The sequence below is a fragment of the Microvirga sp. TS319 genome, from assembly GCF_041276405.1.
Taxonomy (GTDB): Bacteria; Pseudomonadota; Alphaproteobacteria; order Rhizobiales; family Beijerinckiaceae; genus Microvirga.
In genome coordinates this window covers 2,936,051-2,956,490 of record NZ_JBGGGT010000002.1, presented here as the reverse complement: position 1 = coordinate 2,956,490, position 20,440 = coordinate 2,936,051, and the positions used below count along the sequence as shown (strand labels likewise).

Sequence of the window (20,440 nt, the reverse complement as noted above, 5' to 3'; positions counted from 1 at the left end):
GTCCGATGCTCTAGCTCCTGCCGTGCGTGGCGTCGAAGGCATTGGCCAGGGCTACATAACCTTCCACGGGCACGTTCTCGGCACGAGCCGTCTCTTCGAGACCGGCGGTGGCAATCAGTGCGGACGGATCGGGAGCGATCGCCTTCAGGCTCTGGCGCAGCATCTTCCGCCGCTGTCCGAAAGCCGCACGCGTGACCGTCTCCAGGGCACCGATGCGGCACAGGCGGGGCGAGGGTCTCGGCGTGAGGTGCACGATGCTCGAGGTGATCTTCGGCGGCGGCACGAAGGCCGAGGGCGGTACGTCGAAGAGGATGCGTGCATCGGTCCGCCAGCCGCAGAGCACGCCGAGACGTCCGTAATCCTTAGGATCATCCGGTGTGGCGACGATCCGCTCGGCGACCTCGCGCTGGAACATGAGCGTCAGGGAGGCCCACCAGGGCGGCCATGCCTCTCCGGTCAGCCAGCCGGTGAGAAGCGCCGTGCCGACGTTGTAGGGCAGGTTGGAGATGATGCGCACGAGCCCTTCGCCAACCATCGGCCGGGGGTCGAATTCGAGCGCGTCGGCTTCGATGACCTCCAGACGCCCCGGGTAATGATCGGCGATCTCGGCCAAGGCGGGCAGGCAGCGGCTGTCCCGCTCGATCGCGATGACCTTCTTGGCTCCGGCGGCCAGGATGGCGCGGGTGAGCCCGCCCGGACCGGGGCCGACCTCGATCACCGTCGCATCCTCCAGAGGCCCGGCGGACCGGGCGATGCGGCTCGTCAGATTGAGATCGAACAGGAAGTTCTGGCCGAGCGACTTCTTGGCCATGAGCCCGTGGGTCCGGACGACCTCGCGCAGGGGAGGAAGGGTGTCGATCTGGCTCATGGAGACCTCGCCCCCGCACCGAGCCGCGCCGCGAGCCTGATCGCGGCGATCAGGCTGTCGGGGCGTGCGATGCCCTTGCCCGCGATGTCGAAGGCGGTTCCGTGATCGGGCGACGTGCGCACGAAGGGCAGGCCGAGCGTCACGTTCACCGCCTCGTCGAAGGCGATGGTCTTGATCGGGATGAGGGCCTGGTCGTGATACATGGCGAGCGCCGCATCATAGCCCTTCCGGGCCCGCGGGTGGAACATGGTGTCGGCCGGGAGGGGGCCTGAGGCCGCGATGCCCTCGGCTCGCAGGGTCGCGATAGCGGGCGCGATGACGGCCCCGTCTTCCTTGCCCATGGCGCCGCTTTCCCCAGCGTGAGGGTTGAGGCCCGCGAGGGCAAGGCGCGGATCGGCAATCCCGAACCGTTCCCTCAGTTCCCGGGCCACGATGCGTCCCGTGGCCACGATCAGCTCGCTCGTCAGGGCCTCAGGCACGGACGAGAGGGGAATATGGACGGTCACCGGGACCACGGCGAGGTCTCGGCTCCAGAGCATCATCACCGGGTGATAGGTGTTTCCGTCCCGGCCCGCGAGGGCGGCCAGGAACTCCGTATGCCCGGGGTGGCGGAAACCAGCATCGTAAAGCACGTGCTTCGCGATCGGATTGGTGACCACGGCACCGGCCGAGCCGTTGCGGACGAACTCCACCGCCGTTTCGATCGCCTCGATGACGGAAGGGGCGGATTTGGGGTCGGGTTTACCCACCTCGGCCGATACCATCGCCTTCAACGGGATGACCGGGAGAGCGTGCGGAAAGGCCGACACGGCCTGCGAGACGTCCACGACCGCCATCGGCACGGTCCAGCCCAGAGCCTTCGCCAGGCGCTCGAGAGAGCTGGAGTCCGCCAGGACGGCGAAGGGTGGCAGCGCGTCCCGCTCGCGCTGGAGCCAGGCCCGCAGGGTCAGCTCGGGCCCGATTCCAGCCGGGTCGCCCTGGGTCAGAAGGAGAGGGCGCGTCAGCCCGTTCACTATCTCGCTACACCTTCTTCGGAGGAAGAGCCGTCGATGCGTTGGGTAATCGAGGCACCGCCGAGGGTCCTCAGTTCCAGGCTCAGCATCACCGTATGGTTCTGATCTCTCTCGCCCGAACTGGTGGTCAGGGACCGCGGCCTCATGATGTACCGGACCGAGAAGGTCGTGCACTCGTCGATATAACCGACACCAACCGACATGGAACTCACATAGGCCCGTTCCACCGGCTCCGCCAGGTACCGGTCGAGATCCAGGAGCACTGACCCTGAAATGCGCCAGTTCGGGGTTACGTTCCAGGTCGCCGTGCCCAGGAAGCCCTCGCGGGGGTTCAGGAAGCCGATGTCCGGCTGCTTCCCGTACCGCGCATAGGTCAGCGAGGTCGAGACTGGCAGATAGGGGGAGAAGTCGGCGCGGACGCCTGCTTCGATACTGTTGACGCCGAAGTCCTCCTGATCGAACCGGGCGCGGGTTACGAAGGAGAAGTTCCTGTTCGGCGCGATCTGGATGCGGCCCACATAGTCGGAAGCGCGCGTGTCGAGGCCGGAATCCAGGCCCACATTGGCCAAGTCCGGCTGGCGGAACGAGTTGCGGCCCGCGACCTGATAGGACTGGCCGAAGAGCACGTTGGCGTAGAAATTGTCGGCGCCGGTGACGGTGTACTGAACACCCAGATTGGCGCGAACGCCGCCCTCCACGCGATCGTAGCCGGAGAACTTGTCCCAATCGAACAGGGACGTGTCGTCGAAGATGAGGCTCTGCGCATCCTCGTTGGGAAGATTGCCGATCCGGGTTTCGTTGGGGCGGGCGATGATCTGCGCGATCGGTTCGATCACCTGACGGCCCGAGGTGCCGATATCGGCAACGAAGGGATAGCGGTAATCGATGCCCACGGCCGGCATGGCGCGGAAGAGATAGTCGCTGTCGCCGTCGAGATAATTGCGCAGATAGGGGTTCTGATAACCTTCGAAATCGGGCGCGATCCAGAAATTGTCGGCCCGGACATAGACGAAGGGTGTCCAGACCTGGCCGACGGGATCGACGAATTCCCGGCGCCATGAGGCGAGGACCGACGCCCGGGACATGGATCCGCTGGTGCCGCGAACCAGGCACTCCTCCTGCTCGAAGATCCGGCAGGTCTGGAAAATGCCGTACCGGGCCTTGTTCAGTTTGGACAGCGGCTCGAACTGCGCAGCTTCTCGCGAGAGGCTGGTTACGTTCACGTTGAGGTCGAATTCGCCGCCGATGCTCGACGGCGTGGTCCGCTTGTCATAATCGAGCACCGGGTGAACGACGGGCTGCTGCTTCTGCCAGTCCTGCGTGGACAGGCCCTGGAAGTAGTATCCGCGCACGTCGAAGAAGGACCGGTCTCCCTGCCCCTGCAGATAGAGGGTCGAGACCGCCTCTTTCAGGTAGAGCGAGGTGAGGTTCTCGTTGCGGATGTTGTAGTTGTCGAGGAACCACTTGTCCGAGACGAGGGTGATGTCCCAGCCCCATTTCCAGCGCTCGTTCAGATTGAACTGGCCTGCCGATTCGAGCGAGCCGCGCCAGTCGCGATCGCCGCCGCCACGGGGGCCGGGGAGGAAGACGCCCGGATCCTGCTGCGAGATTCCGGCCACGCGGAGGTTGTACGAGCCTGTCTCGAGCCGATGCCGCCACTCCGCTTCACCGAGAACGCCCTGGCGGGACAGGAAGGTGGGGGCAACCGTCAGGTCGTAGTTTGGTGCGATCGCCCAGAAGAACGGAATCGAGCCGCCGAAGCCGAGGGTGTTCGACATCACATAGCGGGGCGCGAGGAAGCCGGTCTTGCGCTTGACCGTCGGATCCGGTGTCCAGAAATAGGGCAGGTAAGCGACGGGCAGGCCGAGGATCTCGAGGGTCGCGTCCTCGTAATAGATCGTCTGCTCGCTGTTGTTGTGGATGATCTTCGCGGCCTTGACCTGCCAGAGGGGCGGCCGTTCCGGATGCTCCTTGCAGGGTTCGCAGGCCGTATAGGTGCCGCGCTCGAAGACCGTGGTTTCGCCCTCCGCACGCTCGGCCCGCGGCGAAGAGAAGCGGGTCGTGACCGGCCGGCCGTTGTCGACCGTGGTCTGGACCACCCGCAGCGAATCGATGAAGCCGTTCTTGAAGTCGTCCGTCAGCTCGAAACGGTCGCCCGTCACGACCGCGCCGCTGGCATCGGTGAGGCGGGCATTGCCTTCGGCATAGACCCGGCCGGTATTCCGGTCATAGGTGACCCGATCGGCCTGAAGCGTCTTGCCCTGATAGTTCATCTGGACGTCGCCGGTGGCCGAAATGGTGTTCTTGTCGTTGTTGTAGACGATTTCCTTGGCGTCGACGAACAGCCGGTCCTGGTTCGGATTGGACTGCAGGCGCGAGCTGATAGCGTCGTTGAGCGACTGGGCCAGCACAGGCGTTGATCCAACGGCGAAGAAAAGTGCCGTTGCGACCGCAGACATTGCGATCGATGCCTTGAGCCTCTGCATCCCCACTCCTCAACTCAGTTCTTATATGAGGACAGGCTCAGCCATCCTCTTGGTACAATAACGCCAAGGTTCCTAAAAGACTGCCTACTACAGCAGGGAGCCAGGCCGCAACAACCGAGCTGATGATCCCGGAGGCCCCAAGCTCCGCCATTAGCTCAGTGGCGACATAAAGCATGAACCCGGCGGCGACGCCACCCAGAACCATCATCGCTACACCGCCAAATCGAAAGAATCTTAACGACACTGACGCCGCCACGAAGACCATGGCGATGAACAGCAGGGGGCGGGCCAAAAGAAGGTCGTAATGGAGCCTGTAGGCGGTGGTGTTGATCGCCGACCGCTCCATCCGGTCGATGGTCTGCCGGAGGTCCCAGAACGGCACGGAATCAGGGGCGATGAAGCTCTGCTTGAGCTGGGACGGCTGCAGAAGAGACGCGATCAGGTATCGGTCGTGATTCTCCGGCTCTTCGGTGGCCGACAGAACGCGGGCGCTTTTCAGCTCCCAGAAGCCTTCGTGGAGCGTGGCCTCCTTGGCCTCGATTCGATGGGTGAAGCGGCCTTCCAGGTCGAACGTATAGACGGTGACGCCGACGAGCGTCGTGGTGTCCGTGCGGGACCCGTCCGCGCGGAAGATTGCATGTCCGTCCTGGCTCTTTTGCCGCAGCCAGATGGTTTTGCCCGAAGTCTGGGTCGTGCGTGAGAAGATCCTGGTCTCCAGGTTCGCGGCCCGCTGCTTCAGGCTGGCGGAAACCGGATTGTAGACCGTGACCGACCCGACGCCGATGAGCAGGGCCACGAGAAGCCCCGGCTGGAGGAACTGCCAGGCCGAGATCCCGGCGGCGCGGGCCACCACGAGTTCGAGCTTGCGGCTGAGCTGCAGGAGCGCCGCCATGCTGCCGAAGAGCACCGCGAAGGGCATGACCTGCTCGGCGATGGCCGGCGTGCGAAACAGGGTCAGCCGGGCGATGAGACCGGGCGTCGCGTGCTCGGCATCGCCCGCCCGGCGCATCAGCTCCACGAAGTCGATGGTGTAGACGAGGGCGAACACAGTGGCGAAGACGATGAAGATCGTCTTGATGAACTGTCGCGCGAAATAAAGTCCGAGCGTCCGGCCGATCAGCATGCTCAAGCCCCTTGGGTGGCCGGTTTGCGCGCCGGGCGAAGACCGCCGAGGGCCGAGCGGATCCTCGCGTAGGCGGCTCGCACTCTCGGACCCTGGAAGATCAGCAGCAGGGAGATGGCGATCGCTCCCAGCGGAGTGCCGTAAACGGCGGCGACCGCCGTGGGCGAGCGGACCACGGCGCTGGACGCGGCAAAGCCCAGCACTCTGAGCAGGACGATCCCGGCGATGGCCATCGCGATGGCCAGACCGCGTCCCTGCCTGGTGGTGCGGGCTTCGCCCAGGGCCGCGAAGGCCACGATCATCATGGCCATGGGGTAGAGCCAGGCGGAAAGCCGGTCGTGCAGCTCGGCCCTGAAACGACCCGTCTGGGCCTGATAGAGGGCGTCGCCCTCGTCGGGGAAGAGGAGCTGCGTGGTGCTGCGCTCGCGCGGCTTGTAGACGACCTCGCCACCCTCCTGGTTGAAGGCGGCCAGATCCACGGCGTAGCGCTCGAAGGCGACAATGGAGGAATCTCTGCTCTTCGGGTTAGGGTCCTTGCGCTGCACGCTGCCCTTCTCGAGCACGAGGTAGGCCTGCCCGTTCTGCTCGACGGTCTGGCCGCGTTCGGCCAGATAGACGATGGGCTTGGTCTTGTCGCGCTGGTCTTCCATGAAGATGCCGAGCAGGGCGTCCCCCGACCGCTCGCGGTAGTGGAAGGTGATGCCGTTGTCCAAGGAGATGAACTGCCCTTCCTTGGCCATGGTGGCCACGAAGTCCGCCCTGATGCGCGTGAACAGCAGGCGCAGCTCCTGGAGGCTCGCGGGCATGAGATAGAGGGAAATCATCCCGACGACCAGGCTGATGAAGACAGCGAGCGCGATGAACGGACGCAGCAGGCGTTGCGGAGCCATGCCGCCCGCGCTCATGACGATCAGCTCGGAATCGCCATTGAGCTTGTTCAGTGTATAGATCGTCGCCATGAACAGGGCGACCGGGGCGATGACGCTGATGAGGGCCGGGAGCGACAGCCCGGTGACCGTCAGGAAGATGACGATCGTCTGGCCCTTGCCCGTCAGAAGATCGAGTTCGCGCAGGGCCTGCGTGATCCAGATGACGCCCGTGAGGGCGATCAGGCAGGCCGTGAAAGCGCTGAATGCGATTTTCAGGATGTAACGTTCGAGAAGTGTCATGAAGCCCTTCAGCCCCCCGGCGGGAAGGTCCTGGGTTACCCTGTCGCTTCGTCTTAAGGCAAGACGGCTGTTTTCAACAGCCTGAGATTGCGCCTATTTCACGGCGGGCCCCGGCATGCCCTATATGATGGCGGTCACCAAGAGCGCGCCGTCCCGAGTCCGGCGCTCCTATCAAAGCAAGAGGGTTTCATGGCCGACAGCTTCAAGATCGACTTCCAGCCGTACGGTAAAGTCGAGTCCGGCGATCTCATCATCTTCGTCGGGGACGATCTCCAGCCGATGCCGGCGGTTGCCAAGCAGATCGGCTCCAAGGCTGTCGACCTCATCGCCAAGGCCGCGGCTGCGGAGAATTTCAAGGGAAAGCCCAAATCCGCCATGACGATCGTGATGCCGAACGGCCTCTCGGTCGACCGGCTGATCGTGATCGGGGTCGGGGGTGAAAAGGACCGGGCGGATGTGGATTTCGTCCAGCTGGGCGGCTTCGTCTCCGGTAAGGTCAACGGCAAGGCCGCGACCGTCATGGTCGGTCTGCCCGGGATCGAAGTTTCACCCGAGGCGGTGGCCGATATCGCTCTGGGCATCCAGCTTCGCCGCTACAGCTTCGACCGCTACAAGACGAAGAAGGACGACAACGATCGAAAAGGCGCGGCCCGCCTGGTCCTGAGCGTCGCCGATCCCGCCGCCGTCAAGAAGGTCTACAAGTCCCGTGAGGGCGCCCTGCAGGGCATCACGCTGGCGCGCGATCTCGTCAACGAGCCGCCGAACGTGCTCGGACCCCAGGAGTTCGCGGCCCGGGCCCAGGAGCTCACGAAGCTCGGCGTCGAGGTCGAGGTGCTCGACGACAAGGCCATGAGAAAGCTCGGCATGGGGGCCCTTCTCGGCGTGGCGCAGGGCTCGGCGCGCGGCGGGCGCGTGGCAGTGATGCGCTGGAACGGCGGCAAGGCCGGCGACAAGCCCATCGCCTTCATCGGCAAGGGAGTGGTGTTCGACACCGGCGGCATCTCGATCAAGCCTGCGGCCGGCATGGAGGACATGAAGGGCGACATGGCCGGAGCGGCCTGCGTCGTCGGCCTCATGCATGCGCTGGCGAGCCGCAAGGCGAAGGCGAACGTGGTCGGAGCCATCGGCCTTGTGGAGAACATGCCGGACGGCAACGCCCAGCGTCCTGGCGATATCGTCACCACCCTGTCGGGACAGACCATCGAGATCATCAATACGGATGCGGAGGGCCGTCTCGTGCTGGCGGACGTGCTCTGGTACGTGCAGGACCGGTTCAAGCCCAAATTCATGATCGACCTTGCGACCCTGACCGGGGCGATCCTCGTCGCGCTCGGGCAGGAATACGCGGGTCTGTTCTCCAACAACGACGAATTGGCCGAGCGCCTGACCGCGGCCGGCAAGGCGACCGGCGAGCGCGTGTGGCGCATGCCCATCGGCCCGGAATTCGACAAGCTGATCGAGTCCAAATTCGCCGACATGAAGAACGCGGGCGGCCGTTTCGGGGGGTCGAGCTCGGCGGCCGCTCTGCTCCAGCGCTTCGTCAACGATGTGCCTTGGGCTCATCTCGACATTGCGGGCACGGCCATGGGTTCGCCGCAGACCGAGATCAGCCGCGGATGGGCTTCGGGCTGGGGCGTGCGCCTGCTCGACCGTCTCGTGCGCGACCATTACGAGGGTTAACGGTGCTTGAGGACCTCGCGTTTCCCGCAAATATTTTGATCTGCAACGGGATGTAGGCGTCGATGGCCGAGGTCCTCTTCTATCATCTCCAGCAGCAGCCGCTCGAAGCGGTGCTGCCCACGCTGCTCATGAAGACCCTGGAGCGGGGCTGGCGCGCCGTGGTGCAGGTGACGACCGAAGAGCGCATGGCCGCGCTCGACGATCATCTCTGGACCTTTTCCGACGAGAGCTTCCTGCCGCATGGCACGGACCGCGAGGCCCATGCGGCGGATCAGCCGATCCTGATCACCTTGAGCGGCGACAACCCCAATGGAGCCGCGATCCGCTTCCTCGTGGAGGGAGCGGACCTTCCGGGCGACATCGCCTCCTATCAGCGGCTCGCGATCCTGTTCGACGGCAACGATCGGCAGGCGCTTGCCATCGCGCGCGACCAGTGGCGCGCGGTGAAGGAGGGCGGACACGATGCCACCTATTGGCAGCAGGACGATCACGGCCGGTGGCAGCGCAAGGCCTGAAGGCGAACACGACATGTTCATCGTCCGGCGGCTTGCAACCGCCGGCCCACTCTCCAGTTTCCCGAAGGCCACAAGGATGACCGCCATGCTTCGAGCCTTTTGCCTGCCCACCGCAGCCGCCCTTTGCCTGTCGCTCGCCGTGCCTCTCGCCGCGCCTCTCTCCGCCATGGCGCAGGAACAGCAGCACCAGCCGCAGCAACAGCAGCAGCAGCAGCAGGGAGGCCAACAGGACGGGCGCAGGTCACGGCCCGAGGGGCCGGCTCCGAGCTTGCCGCCGGAATCGGTGACACGTCACACGCTCGAGCTTCCGGGACGGACGCTTCAGTTTACAGCCACGGCGGGGCACCTGACGCTCACGGACCAGCAGGGTGCGCCGCAGGCCGAGATCGGGTTCGTTGCCTATGCGAAGGATGGCGCCGATGTCGCGACCCGGCCCATCACATTCGCGATCAATGGCGGACCGGGCGCATCCTCCGCCTATCTGCACCTTCTCGCCATCGGGCCGTGGCTTCTCCCGCTCGATGGACCGACAATCAGCCCGTCCGCGCCGCCGTCCCTCGTGCCCAACGCGGAAACCTGGCTCGATTTCACGGATCTCGTCTTCATCGATCCCCCGGGCACGGGCTACAGCCGCGTGGTCGGTGGCGATCAGGTGCGGGATCGGTTCTATTCCGTTCAGGGCGACATCGACGGGCTGGCGGCGTTCGTCATGCGCTGGCTGAAAGAGAAGAACCGGCTCACCTCGCCGAAGTTCTTCGTCGGCGAGAGCTATGGCGGTTTTCGAGGGCCGTTGCTGGCGCATAAACTGCAGAGCGACCAGGGCGTCGGCCTGAGCGGGCTGGTCCTCATCTCGCCGGTTCTCGATTTCGACTGGCTCGAAGGCGGCCCCGGCGCGCCGTGGACGGACGCGTCGCGTCTGCCGTCGCTCGCGGCGGCCGCGCTGTCGCGAAAGGGACCGGTCTCCAGACAGATGCTCCAGGAGGCCGAGGCCTACGCGTCCGGCGAGTACCTGACGGATCTCGTGCGCGGCCTGCAGGACAAGGCGGCCGTCGAGCGCATCAGTCGCCGGGTGGCGGAGCTGAGCGGTCTCAATCCGGACCTGGTCCGGCGCCTGGCGGGCCGCATCGACATGCGTACGGTCCAGAGGGAAATGCGGCGCGGCGCATCGGAGATCGTCAGCGCCTACGACACGAATGTGGCTGCTGCCGACCCGAACCCGACCAGCCAGTATCCCCGTTTTGCGGATCCCGTGCTCGATGCGATGACCGCGCCCCTGTCGAGCGCCATCATCCATCATTTGACCGATACGCTGAATTACAAGGCGGAAGGGCGCTACAATCTGCTGAACGGCGCGCTCAGCGGGTCCTGGCGCTGGGGCAATGGGCGGACGGGTCCGGAAAATCTCCAGGAGCTCCGGCAGGCTCTGGCCCTCGACGGCAAGATGCGCGTGCTCGTCGCGCACGGCTTCACGGATCTCGTGACCCCCTACTATGCCTCGCAGCTTCTCCTCGATCAGCTCCCCGATCTCGGTCCTCAGAAGCGTGTGGCTTTGAGTGTTTACGAGGGCGGCCACATGTTCTATTCGCGACAGGCGTCGCGGCAGGCGTTCCGCACGGACGCGCAGCGGCTCTTCGAAGAAGCCCTGCAGGCCAGGGCCGCCGCCAATGGGGAGTGATCGATGCGTCTGAAGGTTTTGGCATGCGCGGCTCTCGCCGCCCTGGGGCTGTCCGCCTGCAACGGCACGAGTTCCTCACCCCAGATCGCAGCGCCCGTCGCATCCGCTCCTGTGGCCATGGCCCCGTCGGGCCCCACCTTCGACGGACCCCTGCTGGGCCCTGATGGCCGCTGCACCGGTCCGTCGACGGGCACGGCCACCGCCATCGAACCCGGCATCGGCGAATGCGATCTCGTGCGTCTCAAGGGCAAGCCCGCCACGGACGTGCTCGTCGGCGAAAGCGGCAAGGGGCAGCGCGAGGTACAGGTGCTCTATGCGGAGCCCGGCGGACGTGAGCTGTACATGTTCGTCAACAACAAGCTCGACCGCATGGTGAAGCCTTAAGGGCTCTTCTGCGTCCTCAATCGCCCTCGAATCGGCAGCAGGCCGGCCAGCGTCATTCCGGCGAAGGCCGCGCCGGCCAGGAATGTGCCTTGCGGACCGACCTTGTCCGACAAAATCCCGGCGATCACGCTGGCCGCCAGAAGCGCGAGGCCCGTCACGAGATAGACCGGCAGGAGGGCGTGGATCATCCCGGACGAGATGTCCATGAGCAGCGAGACGAAGCCGAGAGCCCAGACGCCGCTGGGGATTTCTCTCCATGGAGCCGTCCGTACGACCCCGGTTCCGGGCTTCGCCTCGTTCGGCATGATCAGGCGCTCGCTTCTTCGATGTCTCCGCTCACGCTCAGCCATTCCTCTTCCAAAGAGGCGAGCGTTTCGGCCGCCTCGGCGCGCATCTTCGAAAGCTCCGTGGCCTTCGCTGGATCCTTCAGGAAGGCGGTGCCGTCGCCGAGCGCCGTATCCACTTTCCCGATGACCTCGGTGAGTTTGGCCATGCGCGCCTCGATGGCTTCCAGCTTCTTGCGCAGGGGCGCGAGGGCGGCGCGTCTTTCCGCGGCGGCGCGGCGCTCGTCGATTTTCGATGCGGCAGGAGCCAGCGGCCTGTCGCTCTGCTTCTGCGGATCGAGATCCCCCGACAGCACGAGCTGACGGTAATCGTCCATGTCGCCCTCGAAGGGCTTCACGGAGCCGTTGCCGACGATCCAAAGACGTTCGGCGCAGGCTTCGATCAGGAAACGGTCGTGGCTGACGAGGATCACGGCGCCGGTATAGTCGTTGATGGCTTCCATCAGCGCGGTGCGGCTGTCGATATCGAGGTGGTTCGTCGGCTCGTCGAGGATGAGAAGGTGAGGGCCGTTGAAGGCCGCCAATCCCATGAGAAGGCGTGCCTTTTCGCCGCCCGACAAGGCCGAGACGGGCGTATCGGCCTTCGCGCCCGGAAAACCGATCTGGGCGGTGCGGGCGCGGATCTTGGCGACGGGCACCTCCGGCATGCGTTCGGCCACATGGTCATAGGCCGTCGCCTTCGGATTCAGCTCGTCGAGCTGATGCTGGGCGAAATAGGCGACATCCATGCGCGAGGGTGTGCGCATCTCGCCCTTCATCGGCTCGAGCCGGCCGCCGATGAGCTTGCAGAAGGTGGATTTGCCGTTGCCGTTGGAGCCGAGCAGCGCGATCCGGTCGTCGGGCGAGATCGTGAGGTTCAGGCGGTCGAGCACGATGCGTTCGCCATAGCCGACCGCGCCGCTCTCCACGGTGATCAGCGGGGGCGCCGCGGGACGCTCGGGACCTGGAAGGTTGAAGGGCAGCACATCGTCTTCGATGATGGTGGCGATGGGTTCGAGCTTGGCGAGCCGCTTCACGCGCGACTGGGCCTGGCGCGCCTTCGAGGCCTTGGCCTTGAAGCGGTCCACGAAGGCCTGGAGGTGCTTGCGCTCGGCCTCCTGCTTGGCCGCCGCCTTCGCGGTGAGCTCGCGCTTTTCGGCATATTGCTTGGCGAACGACGTATAGCCGCCGCGATAGATCGCGAGCTTGCCGCGGTCGAGATGCAGGATGTGATTGACGCAGGTGTCGAGCAGCTCACGGTCATGGCTGATGACGAGAACCGTATGCGGATAGCGCCCGAGATAGTCGTAGAGCCACAGCGTGCCTTCGAGATCGAGATAGTTTGTCGGCTCGTCGAGGAGCAGCAGGTCCGGCTCGGTGAACAGCACGGCGGCGAGCGCCACGCGCATGCGCCATCCGCCGGAAAAATCCGAGCAGGGCCGCTCCTGGGCCTCCGCGTCGAAGCCGAGGCCGTGCAGGATCGCGGCGGCGCGGGCGGGGGCGGAATGCGCCCCGATATCGGTGAGCCGCATCTCGATCTCGGCGCGGCGGACGCCCTCGGCCGTCTGGGCCTCGGCGAGAAGGGCGCTGCGTTCCTTGTCGGCGGCCAGCACCACGTCGATCAGGCGTTCGGGGCCGCCCGGAGCCTCCTGGGCCACGGCGCCGATCCGCATTCCGCGGGGCAGGGTGATGGCGCCGCTTTCGGTGGGCAGGTCGCCCTGAATGATCTTGAACAGGGTGGTCTTGCCCGCGCCGTTGCGGCCGACGAGCCCCACCTTGCTGCCCGTAGGCAGGTTGAACGTGGCATGGTCGAGGATCAGGCGGTCGCCGATGCGATAGGTCAGGTCATTGACGTGGAGCATGCCGCCTTTTGGCCCGCGACGATGGCGCTGGCAAGGTGCTTGGTGCCGGGAAAGCGAGCTTGGGCTTTTCGGGCGGGTTGATTTGGGATGGCCTGTCAGTAAACCGAAGAGCGATGGAGCTCTCATGCTGGCGGACAGGATGGGTTTTCGGGGCCTGGGCTCCGACATCGATTCCGCCCCAGTCGCCCGTCTCGTCGTCGATACGCGCAATTGCCCTGCAAAAGCCGGGCTTGCGAATGACCGGACCGTCAAAGCCTGATAAGCTGAGCGTCAGGCCTGGACGGTCCGAGAATGTGACATAGTTATAGCCAGGGTTCGCTGTCGGGGAAAAGGCATGGCGCGACTTGCCAATGTTCATCTGTTCAAGGGGCTGGATCTCGATCTGGCGCCCTTCGAGGCGCGTTCCAACTGGCGTCGCTTCGACCCGGACGAGGTTCTGGTCGATTTCGACGAACTCTCGACCGACGTCTACTTCCTCCTGTCGGGCGAGGTGCGCGTCCTCATGCGCACGGCCTCGGGCAAGGAGGTGATCCTCAACGAGATGAAGCCGGGCGAGGTCTTCGGCGAGCTGGCTGCCCTCGATGGAATCAAGCGCTCGGCGAATGTGACGGCGCTCACACGGGGCGAGGCCTGCGTGATGCCGGCGACAGTGTTCAAGGAACTGCTCTTCGCGAATCGCCCCATCGCAGAACGTCTCTTCTGCCTCATGGCGTCCCGCCTGCGTGAGCTCAACGCCAAGTTCATGGAGCAGACGGTGCTCGACCTGAGACACCGGCTCTACTCGGAATTGCTGCGCCTTTCGGTGCCGCGCGGCGACAAGGGCGTCGAACGGGTCATCACCCCGCCGCCCTTCCACCACATCGTCGCGGCCCGCATCGGCTGCCGCCGCGAGCAGATCACCCGGGAATTCTCGATGCTGACCCACGAAGGGCTGATCGAGCGGACGAGGGGAGCCCTGATCCTGCGCCAGCCGGACGTTCTGAAGGCCCGCGTCGCCGAGGCCATGAGGGCGGATCACTAGGTCACGGGCGCATCGTGCGAAAAAGTGGCCCCGGTTTTTCGCAGGAACGATGTGCTCTTTCGAAGTAGGAAGCATCGGAACCCAAAGTGCAATGCCACTTCCCGCGTCCGATGCTCTAGCCTCTCTTCCCCACGTCCGGTCCATAGGCTGCGAAGAATACGCGCACGGCGTTCTCCACATTGGTTATGATCTCGTCCTGCGTCGGCGGGCCGCTGACGGCAAAGAGCAGGCGCCGCAGAATGCCGGAAACACAAAGGTCGAGGAAATGCTGCGCGGCGATGCCGGTATCCTCGATTGCCAGACGCTCGGCCTGAACCTGGCGGTCGAAATAGGCTGCGAGACGGGCCGCGCCCTGGCAGGGGCCGGCTTCATAGAAGGCCTGGCCGAGGGCCGGGAACTTGTCGGCGGCCCCGATGACCATGCGGATGGAGGAAATATGCTCTGGGTTGCCGACAAGGCTCAGGTAGGTATGGCCGAGCCGCGTGAGCACGGAGCGCACGTCGGGATCCTCTGCGTCCAGCTTGAAGAGAACTTCCGCCAGACCCTGCTTCTCCTCGAGCGTCAGGGCAGAGAACAGACTTTCCTTGCTGTCGAAGTAGACGTAGAGCGTGCCCTTGGAAACGCCTGCCGCCTTCGCGATTTCGCCCATGCTGGCGCCATCGAAGCCGCTCGCCAGGAAAACCCGGCGCGCACCCTCCAGAATCTGGCGACGCTTGGCACTCTCCGGTCCTTCCTCCGTTGACGGGGAGACGCTGGGAACGGCCGCTTCGGCGCGAGCGAAATCTTTCAGGTCGCTCATGTGCGTTTTGTCACCTCCAGGCTATTGACCGAACGGTTCGGTCAAATCATATGTGGCTCACTTAGTCATTATAAGTTAATGCCGCAAGAACGGATCGAAACTTTCGGCCGGAGCGGTTTGCGTTGTCGCGAAGAGGGTTCGATGGCTTATCGGGATGAGTTCGAGAAGGGCGGACAGGGCATGTCCGGTCCCGTCATGGATCGACAGCCCGCCCAAGCTCAGGAAGCGGAACAGGCGATCGAGGCGGGGCGAGGTGCTCCGGCCCAGGATACGGCTGCGCCCGCGAAGAAAAGGTCCCGCAAGAAGCCGGTGATCGCGGTCGTGCTGCTGGGCGCCTTGGCGTTCGGCGGCTACGAGGGCTATCACTGGTGGACGGACGGCCGCTTCATGGTTTCGACCGACGACGCTTATGTTCAGGCCGATATCACCATCCTGTCGGCCAAGGTCTCCGGCTACGTCTCCTCCGTGGCCGTCACGAACAACCAGAGCGTCAAGGCAGGCGATCTGATCGCCAAGATCGACGACGGCGATTATCGCTTCGCCCTGCAGGCGGCTAAGGACAAGCTCGCCACTCAGGAGAGCGCCATCGAGCGCATCGGCCGCCAGATCGAGGCGGGCCGCGCCTCCGCGACGCAGGCCGAGGCACAGATCCTGGCAGAGCAGGCGGAGCTCGAGCGCGCCGAGAGCGATTATGCGCGCCAGCAGCAGCTCGCCCGTTCCGATTACACCAGCCGCGCCTCGCTCGAAAACGCCAAGGCTTCCCGGGACAGCGCCCAGGCGAAGGTCAAGAGCGCCGAGGCGGCGCTCGCGGCCGCCAAGGCGAATGTCGAAGTTCTCGCTGCCCAGCAGAACGAGGCTCGGCGCGTCGCCGACGAGCTGCAGACTTCGGTCGATAAGGCCCAGCGCGACCTTTCCTTCACGGAAATCCGCGCGCCGGCCGACGGCGTGGTCGGCAACAAGGCGGTCGAGGTCGGCACTTTCGTCCAGCCGGGCGCGCGCCTGGCCGCTCTGGTGCCCCTGACTAGCGTGCATGTGGACGCCAACTTCAAAGAAACCCAGCTCTCCTATCTGCAGCCCGGCCAGAAGGTGAAGATCGAGGTCGACGCCTTCCCGAACGCGAATATCGTCGGCACGGTGGAGAGCGTGTCTCCCGCTTCCGGCGCCGTGTTCAGCCTGCTGCCGCCGGAGAACGCCACCGGCAACTTCACGAAGATCGTCCAGCGCGTGCCCGTGCGGGTGACCGTGAGCCCCGAGGTCGCCCAGCAGGGTCTGCTGCGCCCCGGTCTTTCGGTCGTCGTCGACGTGGATACGCGCACATCCGCTGAGCCGCAGAAGACCGTCAACGCCACCCGATAAGATCAGAGCAAGCCGACATGGCCGCTTCCGCCGCCGTCACGACCATGAAGCCGGGCATCCCGGCCGCAAAGCCTGCGCCCGTGAGCGCGCGCAGGACCTTTGCATTCTTCTGCATGGTCTTCGGCATGTTCATGGCGATCCTGGACATCCAGATCGTCTCGGCATCGCTGTCCGAGATCCAGGCGGGTCTCTCCGCATCCTCCGACGAAATCTCCTGGGTCCAGACGAGCTATCTGATCGCCGAAGTGATCATGATCCCGCTCTCGGGCACGCTCTCACGGGTGCTCTCCACGCGCTGGATGTTCGTCATCTCGGCGGGCGGTTTCACGCTCATGAGCTTCCTGTGCGCGACTGCCAGCAACATCGACCAGATGATCGTCTACCGTGCGCTGCAGGGCTTCATCGGCGGCGGCATGATCCCGACCGTGTTCGCCTCGGCGTTCACGGTCTTCCCGCCGGAGAAGCGGCCCGTGATCTCGCCGATCATCGGCCTCGTGGCGACGCTCGCGCCCACCATCGGCCCGACCCTGGGCGGCTATCTGACGGACCTGTTCTCGTGGCATTGGCTGTTCCTCGTGAACATCGTGCCCGGCATCCTGGTCACGATCTCCACCTTCATCCTGGTCGATTTCGACGAGCCCAATCTCGATCTCTTCAAGAGCTTCGACTGGGCGGGCCTCGGCTTCATGGCGGCGTTCCTCGGCAGCCTCGAATACGTACTGGAGGAAGGCCCGACCAACGACTGGTTCCAGGACGAGCTGGTCCTCGTCCTCACCATCGTGTGCGTCGTCGGCGCGGTGGGCTTCTTCTATCGGGCGTTCACGGCCAAGCAGCCGATCGTGGATCTGCGCGCCTTCGCCGACCGAAACTTCCTGGCGGGTTCCTCCTTCAGCTTCGTCATGGGCATCGGCCTCTATGGCTTGACCTATCTCTACCCGGTCTATCTCGGTCGCGTGCGCGGCTATTCCTCCCTGCAGATCGGCGAGACCATGTTCGTGTCGGGCGCGACCATGTTCTTCATGGCGCCGGTCGCGGGCATCCTGTCGCGCAAGATGGATCCCCGCGTCATGATGGGCATCGGCTTTGCGGCCTTCGCCTTCGGGACGTGGATGATGAGCGGGCTCACCAAGGACTGGGATTTCTGGGAGCTGTTCGTGCCCCAGATCTTCCGGGGCGTGGGCCTCATGATCTGCATGGTGCCCATCAACAACATCGCCCTCGGCACGCTGCCGCCGGAGCGCATCAAGAATGCATCGGGCCTCTACAATCTCACCCGCAATCTGGGTGGCGCGGTCGGTCTCGCGCTCATCAACACGGTTCTCAACAACCGCCTGGACCTGCATCTCCAGCGGCTGCGCGAGAACGTGAACTGGGGCCGCTCGACGGCGGTCGAGACGATGAACGCCATGACCCTGAAGTACCAGTCCCTCGGTGCCGATGCCGGCATGGCGGCGATCAAGAGCCTGTCCAACATGGTCCGGCGCGAGGCGATGGTCATGTCCTTCGCGGATGTGTTCCTGCTGCTGACGGTGCTGTTCCTGGGCCTGATCCTTGCCTTGCCCTTCATCAAGAAGCCGCGCGCGGCCGCCTCGGGGGGCGGAGGGCACTAGAGCATCGGACGCGGGAAGCGGACGCACTTTTGGGATCCAATTCGATGCTCCACTCCTTCGATGGTGCATCGTTCGGAGCGCAAAAGTGGGAACCGGTTTTGCGTGAAAAGATGCTCACAACCAGAATATTGAAGCGTCCGACGTGAGTTCGATTTCACGCCGATGCTCCAGTCGAACCTCCAAAACTCCAGCCCGGCCTTTGAGCCGGGCTTTTTTTCAGCCTGATCCATTGCCTGTAAAGGCTCTCCTCGACGGCACGCTGCTCCGGCCTCATGAGCTTGGTTTGCGTCCGTCATCCGGCCCGCGTGCCATCCCTGAACCGGAGATTGTGGGCGCGCCATGAGGGAAACCTCATGCGGGGACAGCGGATTGGTGCTCCCCCCGCCATCGAGCCTCCTTTGTTCCCCGGACCACTCGCCGGTCGTCCGGTCGAGGCGAAGGACGAAGTGGCCGCTGTCCTCGACAGTCCATTCCGCCTGCCGATCGGTTTCCAGCCGAGGCGGGCGGCCCTCTCCGGGCTTGGCCCTGTCCGTGCCGCTTGCGACATCGGGCCTCTGTTCCGTGCCAGGCTTCATGGCACTCTCCACGATCGCATTCGTGGCCTACGCTTCGCGCGAAAGGCGTGCCTCGTCGATTTCGATCTCGACGCGGGTTCGGTCGCCGAGCGCTGCTTTCGTGGGCCAGATGGCGCGAACGTCCTCCGGCAGGGCATGCCGCACCTTTTCCACCTGTCCCTCGGGAAGATGCCGCGTCAGGACGGCGAAGACGGCGCGGCACGCGTCTTCCGGATCGACCGGGCGGGTGGAGCGCAGGTCTTCCCCGACGCGCTGGAGAAACTCGTCGAGCGACCGGTAATGCTCCGGCGAAGAAGCCGGATGCCACCGGTCATAGAGCAGCCCACGCACGAGAAGCGGCAATTCCGCGCCGAGATGGGCCGTAAGCTCCAAGGGAACCCGGTCGCGGAGCGCCCGCAGAACGGAGCCCAGGACATGCCAGGCGACATGCCGGTCCGTGCCGAGCGCCTTCATGATTTCCTTGAGCCAGGAATTCGTCGTGTGAAGGGTTTTGTCGAAGACTTCGAGACCAGTCGCGCTCATGGCGAACCTCCATCGTCCCAATCGCCGACGGGTCCCGGCGCCCGCCGGCGTCAACCCGCGCTGGACTTAAGGTGTGGCGCTGGAGTTGGAGTTCTGCTTTTCGGCGGAGGGCGCTGGACCCTGTGATCCCTTCGAGACGTCGCCCCGTTGCGCGGCCTTTCGAGCCGGATCGCCGCCGGCGATCGGGTCGCGCCTGGTGTCGGGGTTGCCGGGCATCTGGAAACTCCTTCCGCCGATGATCCCGGAACGATGCAGGCAAAGGGTTGTTCCCGGGCGATCGCCTTGAAAGGAGTCAAAAACTCGGCCCGGCGTCCTGACCTCTTGCGTGGCGATTCGCCCTTGTGAACCGCCCTTACTGTTCCGAAACCTGGGCCGGCGGCGTGGCTCCCGGAGCCGTCCCGGTCGCGGGCACATCGGAGGCTGCGGTCGAGGTGTCGGCACTCACGATCACCGACATGCCGGGCGCGAGGCGCTCGGCGAGAGGCTGGTTCGGATCGATGGCGATGCGAACCGGTACGCGCTGGGCCACCTTCGTGAAGTTGCCGGTGGCGTTGTCGGCCCTGAGCACGCTGAATTCCGAGCCGGCCGCCGGCGAGAAGCGCTCGATATGGCCGGTGAGCTCGGCATGCTGGAGGGCATCCACCGTGAAAGTGACGGGCTGGCCGACCTTCATTCCGGCAAGCTGCGTTTCCTTAAAATTGGCGATGACCCAGACCTTCTCCGGCACGAGGGCCATGAGCTGCGTGCCTGCCGCCACGTATTGGCCCACGCGCGCGCCGACTTCGCCGAGACGGCCGTCCTGCGGAGCGACGATGCGGGTGTTCTGAAGATCGATCTCGGCCAGATGAACCGCGGCCTCCGCGCTCTGGACCGCCGCTTCGAGCGACTGACGGTTGACGAGGGTCGAGGTCAGGTCCTGGCGCGCCACCTCCTCGGCCGCATCGGCCTGATGCAGGGCCGCCGTCGCCTGATCGAGAGAGGCGCGCGCCTGATCGGCCTGGCTCTGGGTGGTCACGCCGCGCTCCAAAAGCGGCTCGATGCGCTTCCAGTTCGCTTCCGCCGCCGTCAGGGCGGCCTTCGCGCTGTCGACCTGCGCTTTGCTCGAAGCGATGCGGGCTTCGTCCGACCGGCGCTTCTGCTCCGAATTGGCGAGCGCCGCCTGCTGGCTGGCGAGCGTCGCTTTCGCCTGCTGCAGCTTCTGCTCGAAGATCCGGTCGTCGATCTTCACCAGCACCTGTCCGGCTTTCACATGCTGGAAATCCTGCACGGCCACCTCGGCGAGATAACCCGCAAGCTGGGGGCTGATGATCGTGACCTGCCCGCGCACATAGGCGTTGTCGGTGGTCTGCACCGTGCCCGTGAAGGGTGGAAGGCGCCACGCATAGAGAACCAGAAAGACCCCGGCGATGCCAAGGATCAGGGCGGCAATGGAAGCGGCGGATCGAAACAGTTTGAGCAT

General features: G+C 65.0%; 18 protein-coding genes and 1 pseudogene. 8 read left to right on the top strand and 11 right to left on the bottom strand.

Going from position 1 to position 20,440, the window contains the following annotated elements; genetic code table 11:
* Positions 1 to 10: 10 nt before the first annotated feature.
* Genes rsmA through lptF form a run of 5 tightly spaced genes read right to left on the bottom strand, consistent with a single transcriptional unit; the run spans position 11 to position 6,659 of the window.
* Positions 11 to 868, bottom strand: a complete 858-nt coding sequence (rsmA, locus tag AB8841_RS23450) for a 16S rRNA (adenine(1518)-N(6)/adenine(1519)-N(6))-dimethyltransferase RsmA (RefSeq protein WP_370438172.1) — start codon at positions 866 to 868, stop codon at positions 11 to 13.
* A complete protein-coding gene (gene pdxA / locus AB8841_RS23445) occupies positions 865 to 1,881 on the bottom strand; it encodes a 4-hydroxythreonine-4-phosphate dehydrogenase PdxA (RefSeq protein ID WP_370438171.1) in 1,017 nt (338 codons plus the stop codon). Before pdxA ends, rsmA begins: the two co-directional genes overlap by 4 nt.
* Entirely contained in the window at positions 1,881 to 4,367 is a 2,487-nt protein-coding gene (locus tag AB8841_RS23440) for an LPS-assembly protein LptD (protein WP_370438170.1), read from the bottom strand. Before AB8841_RS23440 ends, pdxA begins: the two co-directional genes overlap by 1 nt.
* A 37-nt stretch (positions 4,368 to 4,404) precedes the next feature.
* Entirely contained in the window at positions 4,405 to 5,490 is a 1,086-nt protein-coding gene (gene lptG / locus AB8841_RS23435) for an LPS export ABC transporter permease LptG (RefSeq protein ID WP_370438169.1), read from the bottom strand.
* Between the two features lie 2 nt (positions 5,491 to 5,492).
* A complete protein-coding gene (lptF, locus tag AB8841_RS23430; protein ID WP_370438168.1) occupies positions 5,493 to 6,659 on the bottom strand; it encodes an LPS export ABC transporter permease LptF in 1,167 nt (388 codons plus the stop codon).
* Positions 6,660 to 6,848: 189 nt separating this feature from the next.
* Here lptF and AB8841_RS23425 point away from each other — a divergent pair, with 189 nt between their 5' ends.
* From AB8841_RS23425 to AB8841_RS23410, 4 genes are all read left to right on the top strand, one after another.
* Complete coding sequence (locus AB8841_RS23425) at positions 6,849 to 8,339, top strand: leucyl aminopeptidase (RefSeq protein ID WP_370438167.1); 1,491 nt, start codon at positions 6,849 to 6,851, stop codon at positions 8,337 to 8,339.
* 62 nt (positions 8,340 to 8,401) lie between these two features.
* Positions 8,402 to 8,854 (top strand): DNA polymerase III subunit chi, encoded by a 453-nt coding sequence (locus AB8841_RS23420; protein ID WP_370438166.1) that lies wholly within the window; start codon positions 8,402 to 8,404, stop codon positions 8,852 to 8,854.
* Between the two features lie 85 nt (positions 8,855 to 8,939).
* Complete coding sequence (locus AB8841_RS23415; protein WP_370438165.1) at positions 8,940 to 10,529, top strand: S10 family peptidase; 1,590 nt, start codon at positions 8,940 to 8,942, stop codon at positions 10,527 to 10,529.
* A 3-nt stretch (positions 10,530 to 10,532) separates the two neighbouring features.
* Positions 10,533 to 10,913 (top strand): hypothetical protein, encoded by a 381-nt coding sequence (locus AB8841_RS23410; RefSeq protein WP_370438164.1) that lies wholly within the window; start codon positions 10,533 to 10,535, stop codon positions 10,911 to 10,913.
* A 113-nt stretch (positions 10,914 to 11,026) separates the two neighbouring features.
* On the opposite strand, the pseudogene AB8841_RS23405 reads toward AB8841_RS23410, so the two are convergent.
* Positions 11,027 to 11,218: pseudogene (locus tag AB8841_RS23405) on the bottom strand (MFS transporter); the annotation flags it as partial.
* A 2-nt stretch (positions 11,219 to 11,220) separates the two neighbouring features.
* A complete protein-coding gene (locus AB8841_RS23400; protein ID WP_370438163.1) occupies positions 11,221 to 13,098 on the bottom strand; it encodes an ABC-F family ATP-binding cassette domain-containing protein in 1,878 nt (625 codons plus the stop codon).
* 124 nt (positions 13,099 to 13,222) lie between these two features.
* On the opposite strand from AB8841_RS23400, the gene AB8841_RS23395 reads away from it, so the two are divergent.
* Both AB8841_RS23395 and AB8841_RS23390 read left to right on the top strand, forming a co-directional pair.
* Positions 13,223 to 13,357, top strand: a complete 135-nt coding sequence (locus AB8841_RS23395) for a hypothetical protein (protein WP_370438162.1) — start codon at positions 13,223 to 13,225, stop codon at positions 13,355 to 13,357.
* Positions 13,358 to 13,432: 75 nt separating this feature from the next.
* Positions 13,433 to 14,119 carry a Crp/Fnr family transcriptional regulator gene (locus tag AB8841_RS23390; protein ID WP_370438161.1) on the top strand — a complete coding sequence of 229 codons (687 nt, stop codon included), beginning with the start codon at positions 13,433 to 13,435 and terminating at the stop codon, positions 14,117 to 14,119.
* Between the two features lie 115 nt (positions 14,120 to 14,234).
* Here the strand turns inward: AB8841_RS23390 and AB8841_RS23385 are convergent, their stop codons facing one another.
* Positions 14,235 to 14,918, bottom strand: a complete 684-nt coding sequence (locus AB8841_RS23385) for a TetR/AcrR family transcriptional regulator (RefSeq protein ID WP_370438160.1) — start codon at positions 14,916 to 14,918, stop codon at positions 14,235 to 14,237.
* Positions 14,919 to 15,059: 141 nt separating this feature from the next.
* On the opposite strand from AB8841_RS23385, the gene AB8841_RS23380 reads away from it, so the two are divergent.
* On the top strand, positions 15,060 to 16,274 hold the full coding sequence (locus tag AB8841_RS23380; RefSeq protein ID WP_370438159.1) for an HlyD family secretion protein: 1,215 nt from the start codon (positions 15,060 to 15,062) through the stop codon (positions 16,272 to 16,274).
* A 17-nt stretch (positions 16,275 to 16,291) separates the two neighbouring features.
* Complete coding sequence (locus AB8841_RS23375; protein ID WP_370438158.1) at positions 16,292 to 17,884, top strand: DHA2 family efflux MFS transporter permease subunit; 1,593 nt, start codon at positions 16,292 to 16,294, stop codon at positions 17,882 to 17,884.
* 602 nt (positions 17,885 to 18,486) lie between these two features.
* Here AB8841_RS23375 and AB8841_RS23370 read toward each other — a convergent pair.
* The 3 genes from AB8841_RS23370 to AB8841_RS23360 all read right to left on the bottom strand — a co-directional run bounded on the left by AB8841_RS23370 (position 18,487) and on the right by AB8841_RS23360 (position 20,440).
* On the bottom strand, positions 18,487 to 18,981 hold the full coding sequence (locus AB8841_RS23370) for a DUF2267 domain-containing protein (protein WP_370438157.1): 495 nt from the start codon (positions 18,979 to 18,981) through the stop codon (positions 18,487 to 18,489).
* 66 nt (positions 18,982 to 19,047) lie between these two features.
* Complete coding sequence (locus AB8841_RS23365; RefSeq protein WP_370438156.1) at positions 19,048 to 19,197, bottom strand: hypothetical protein; 150 nt, start codon at positions 19,195 to 19,197, stop codon at positions 19,048 to 19,050.
* Positions 19,198 to 19,333: 136 nt separating this feature from the next.
* Positions 19,334 to 20,440, bottom strand: coding sequence for an HlyD family secretion protein (locus tag AB8841_RS23360; RefSeq protein WP_370438155.1), 1,107 nt, complete (start codon positions 20,438 to 20,440; stop codon positions 19,334 to 19,336).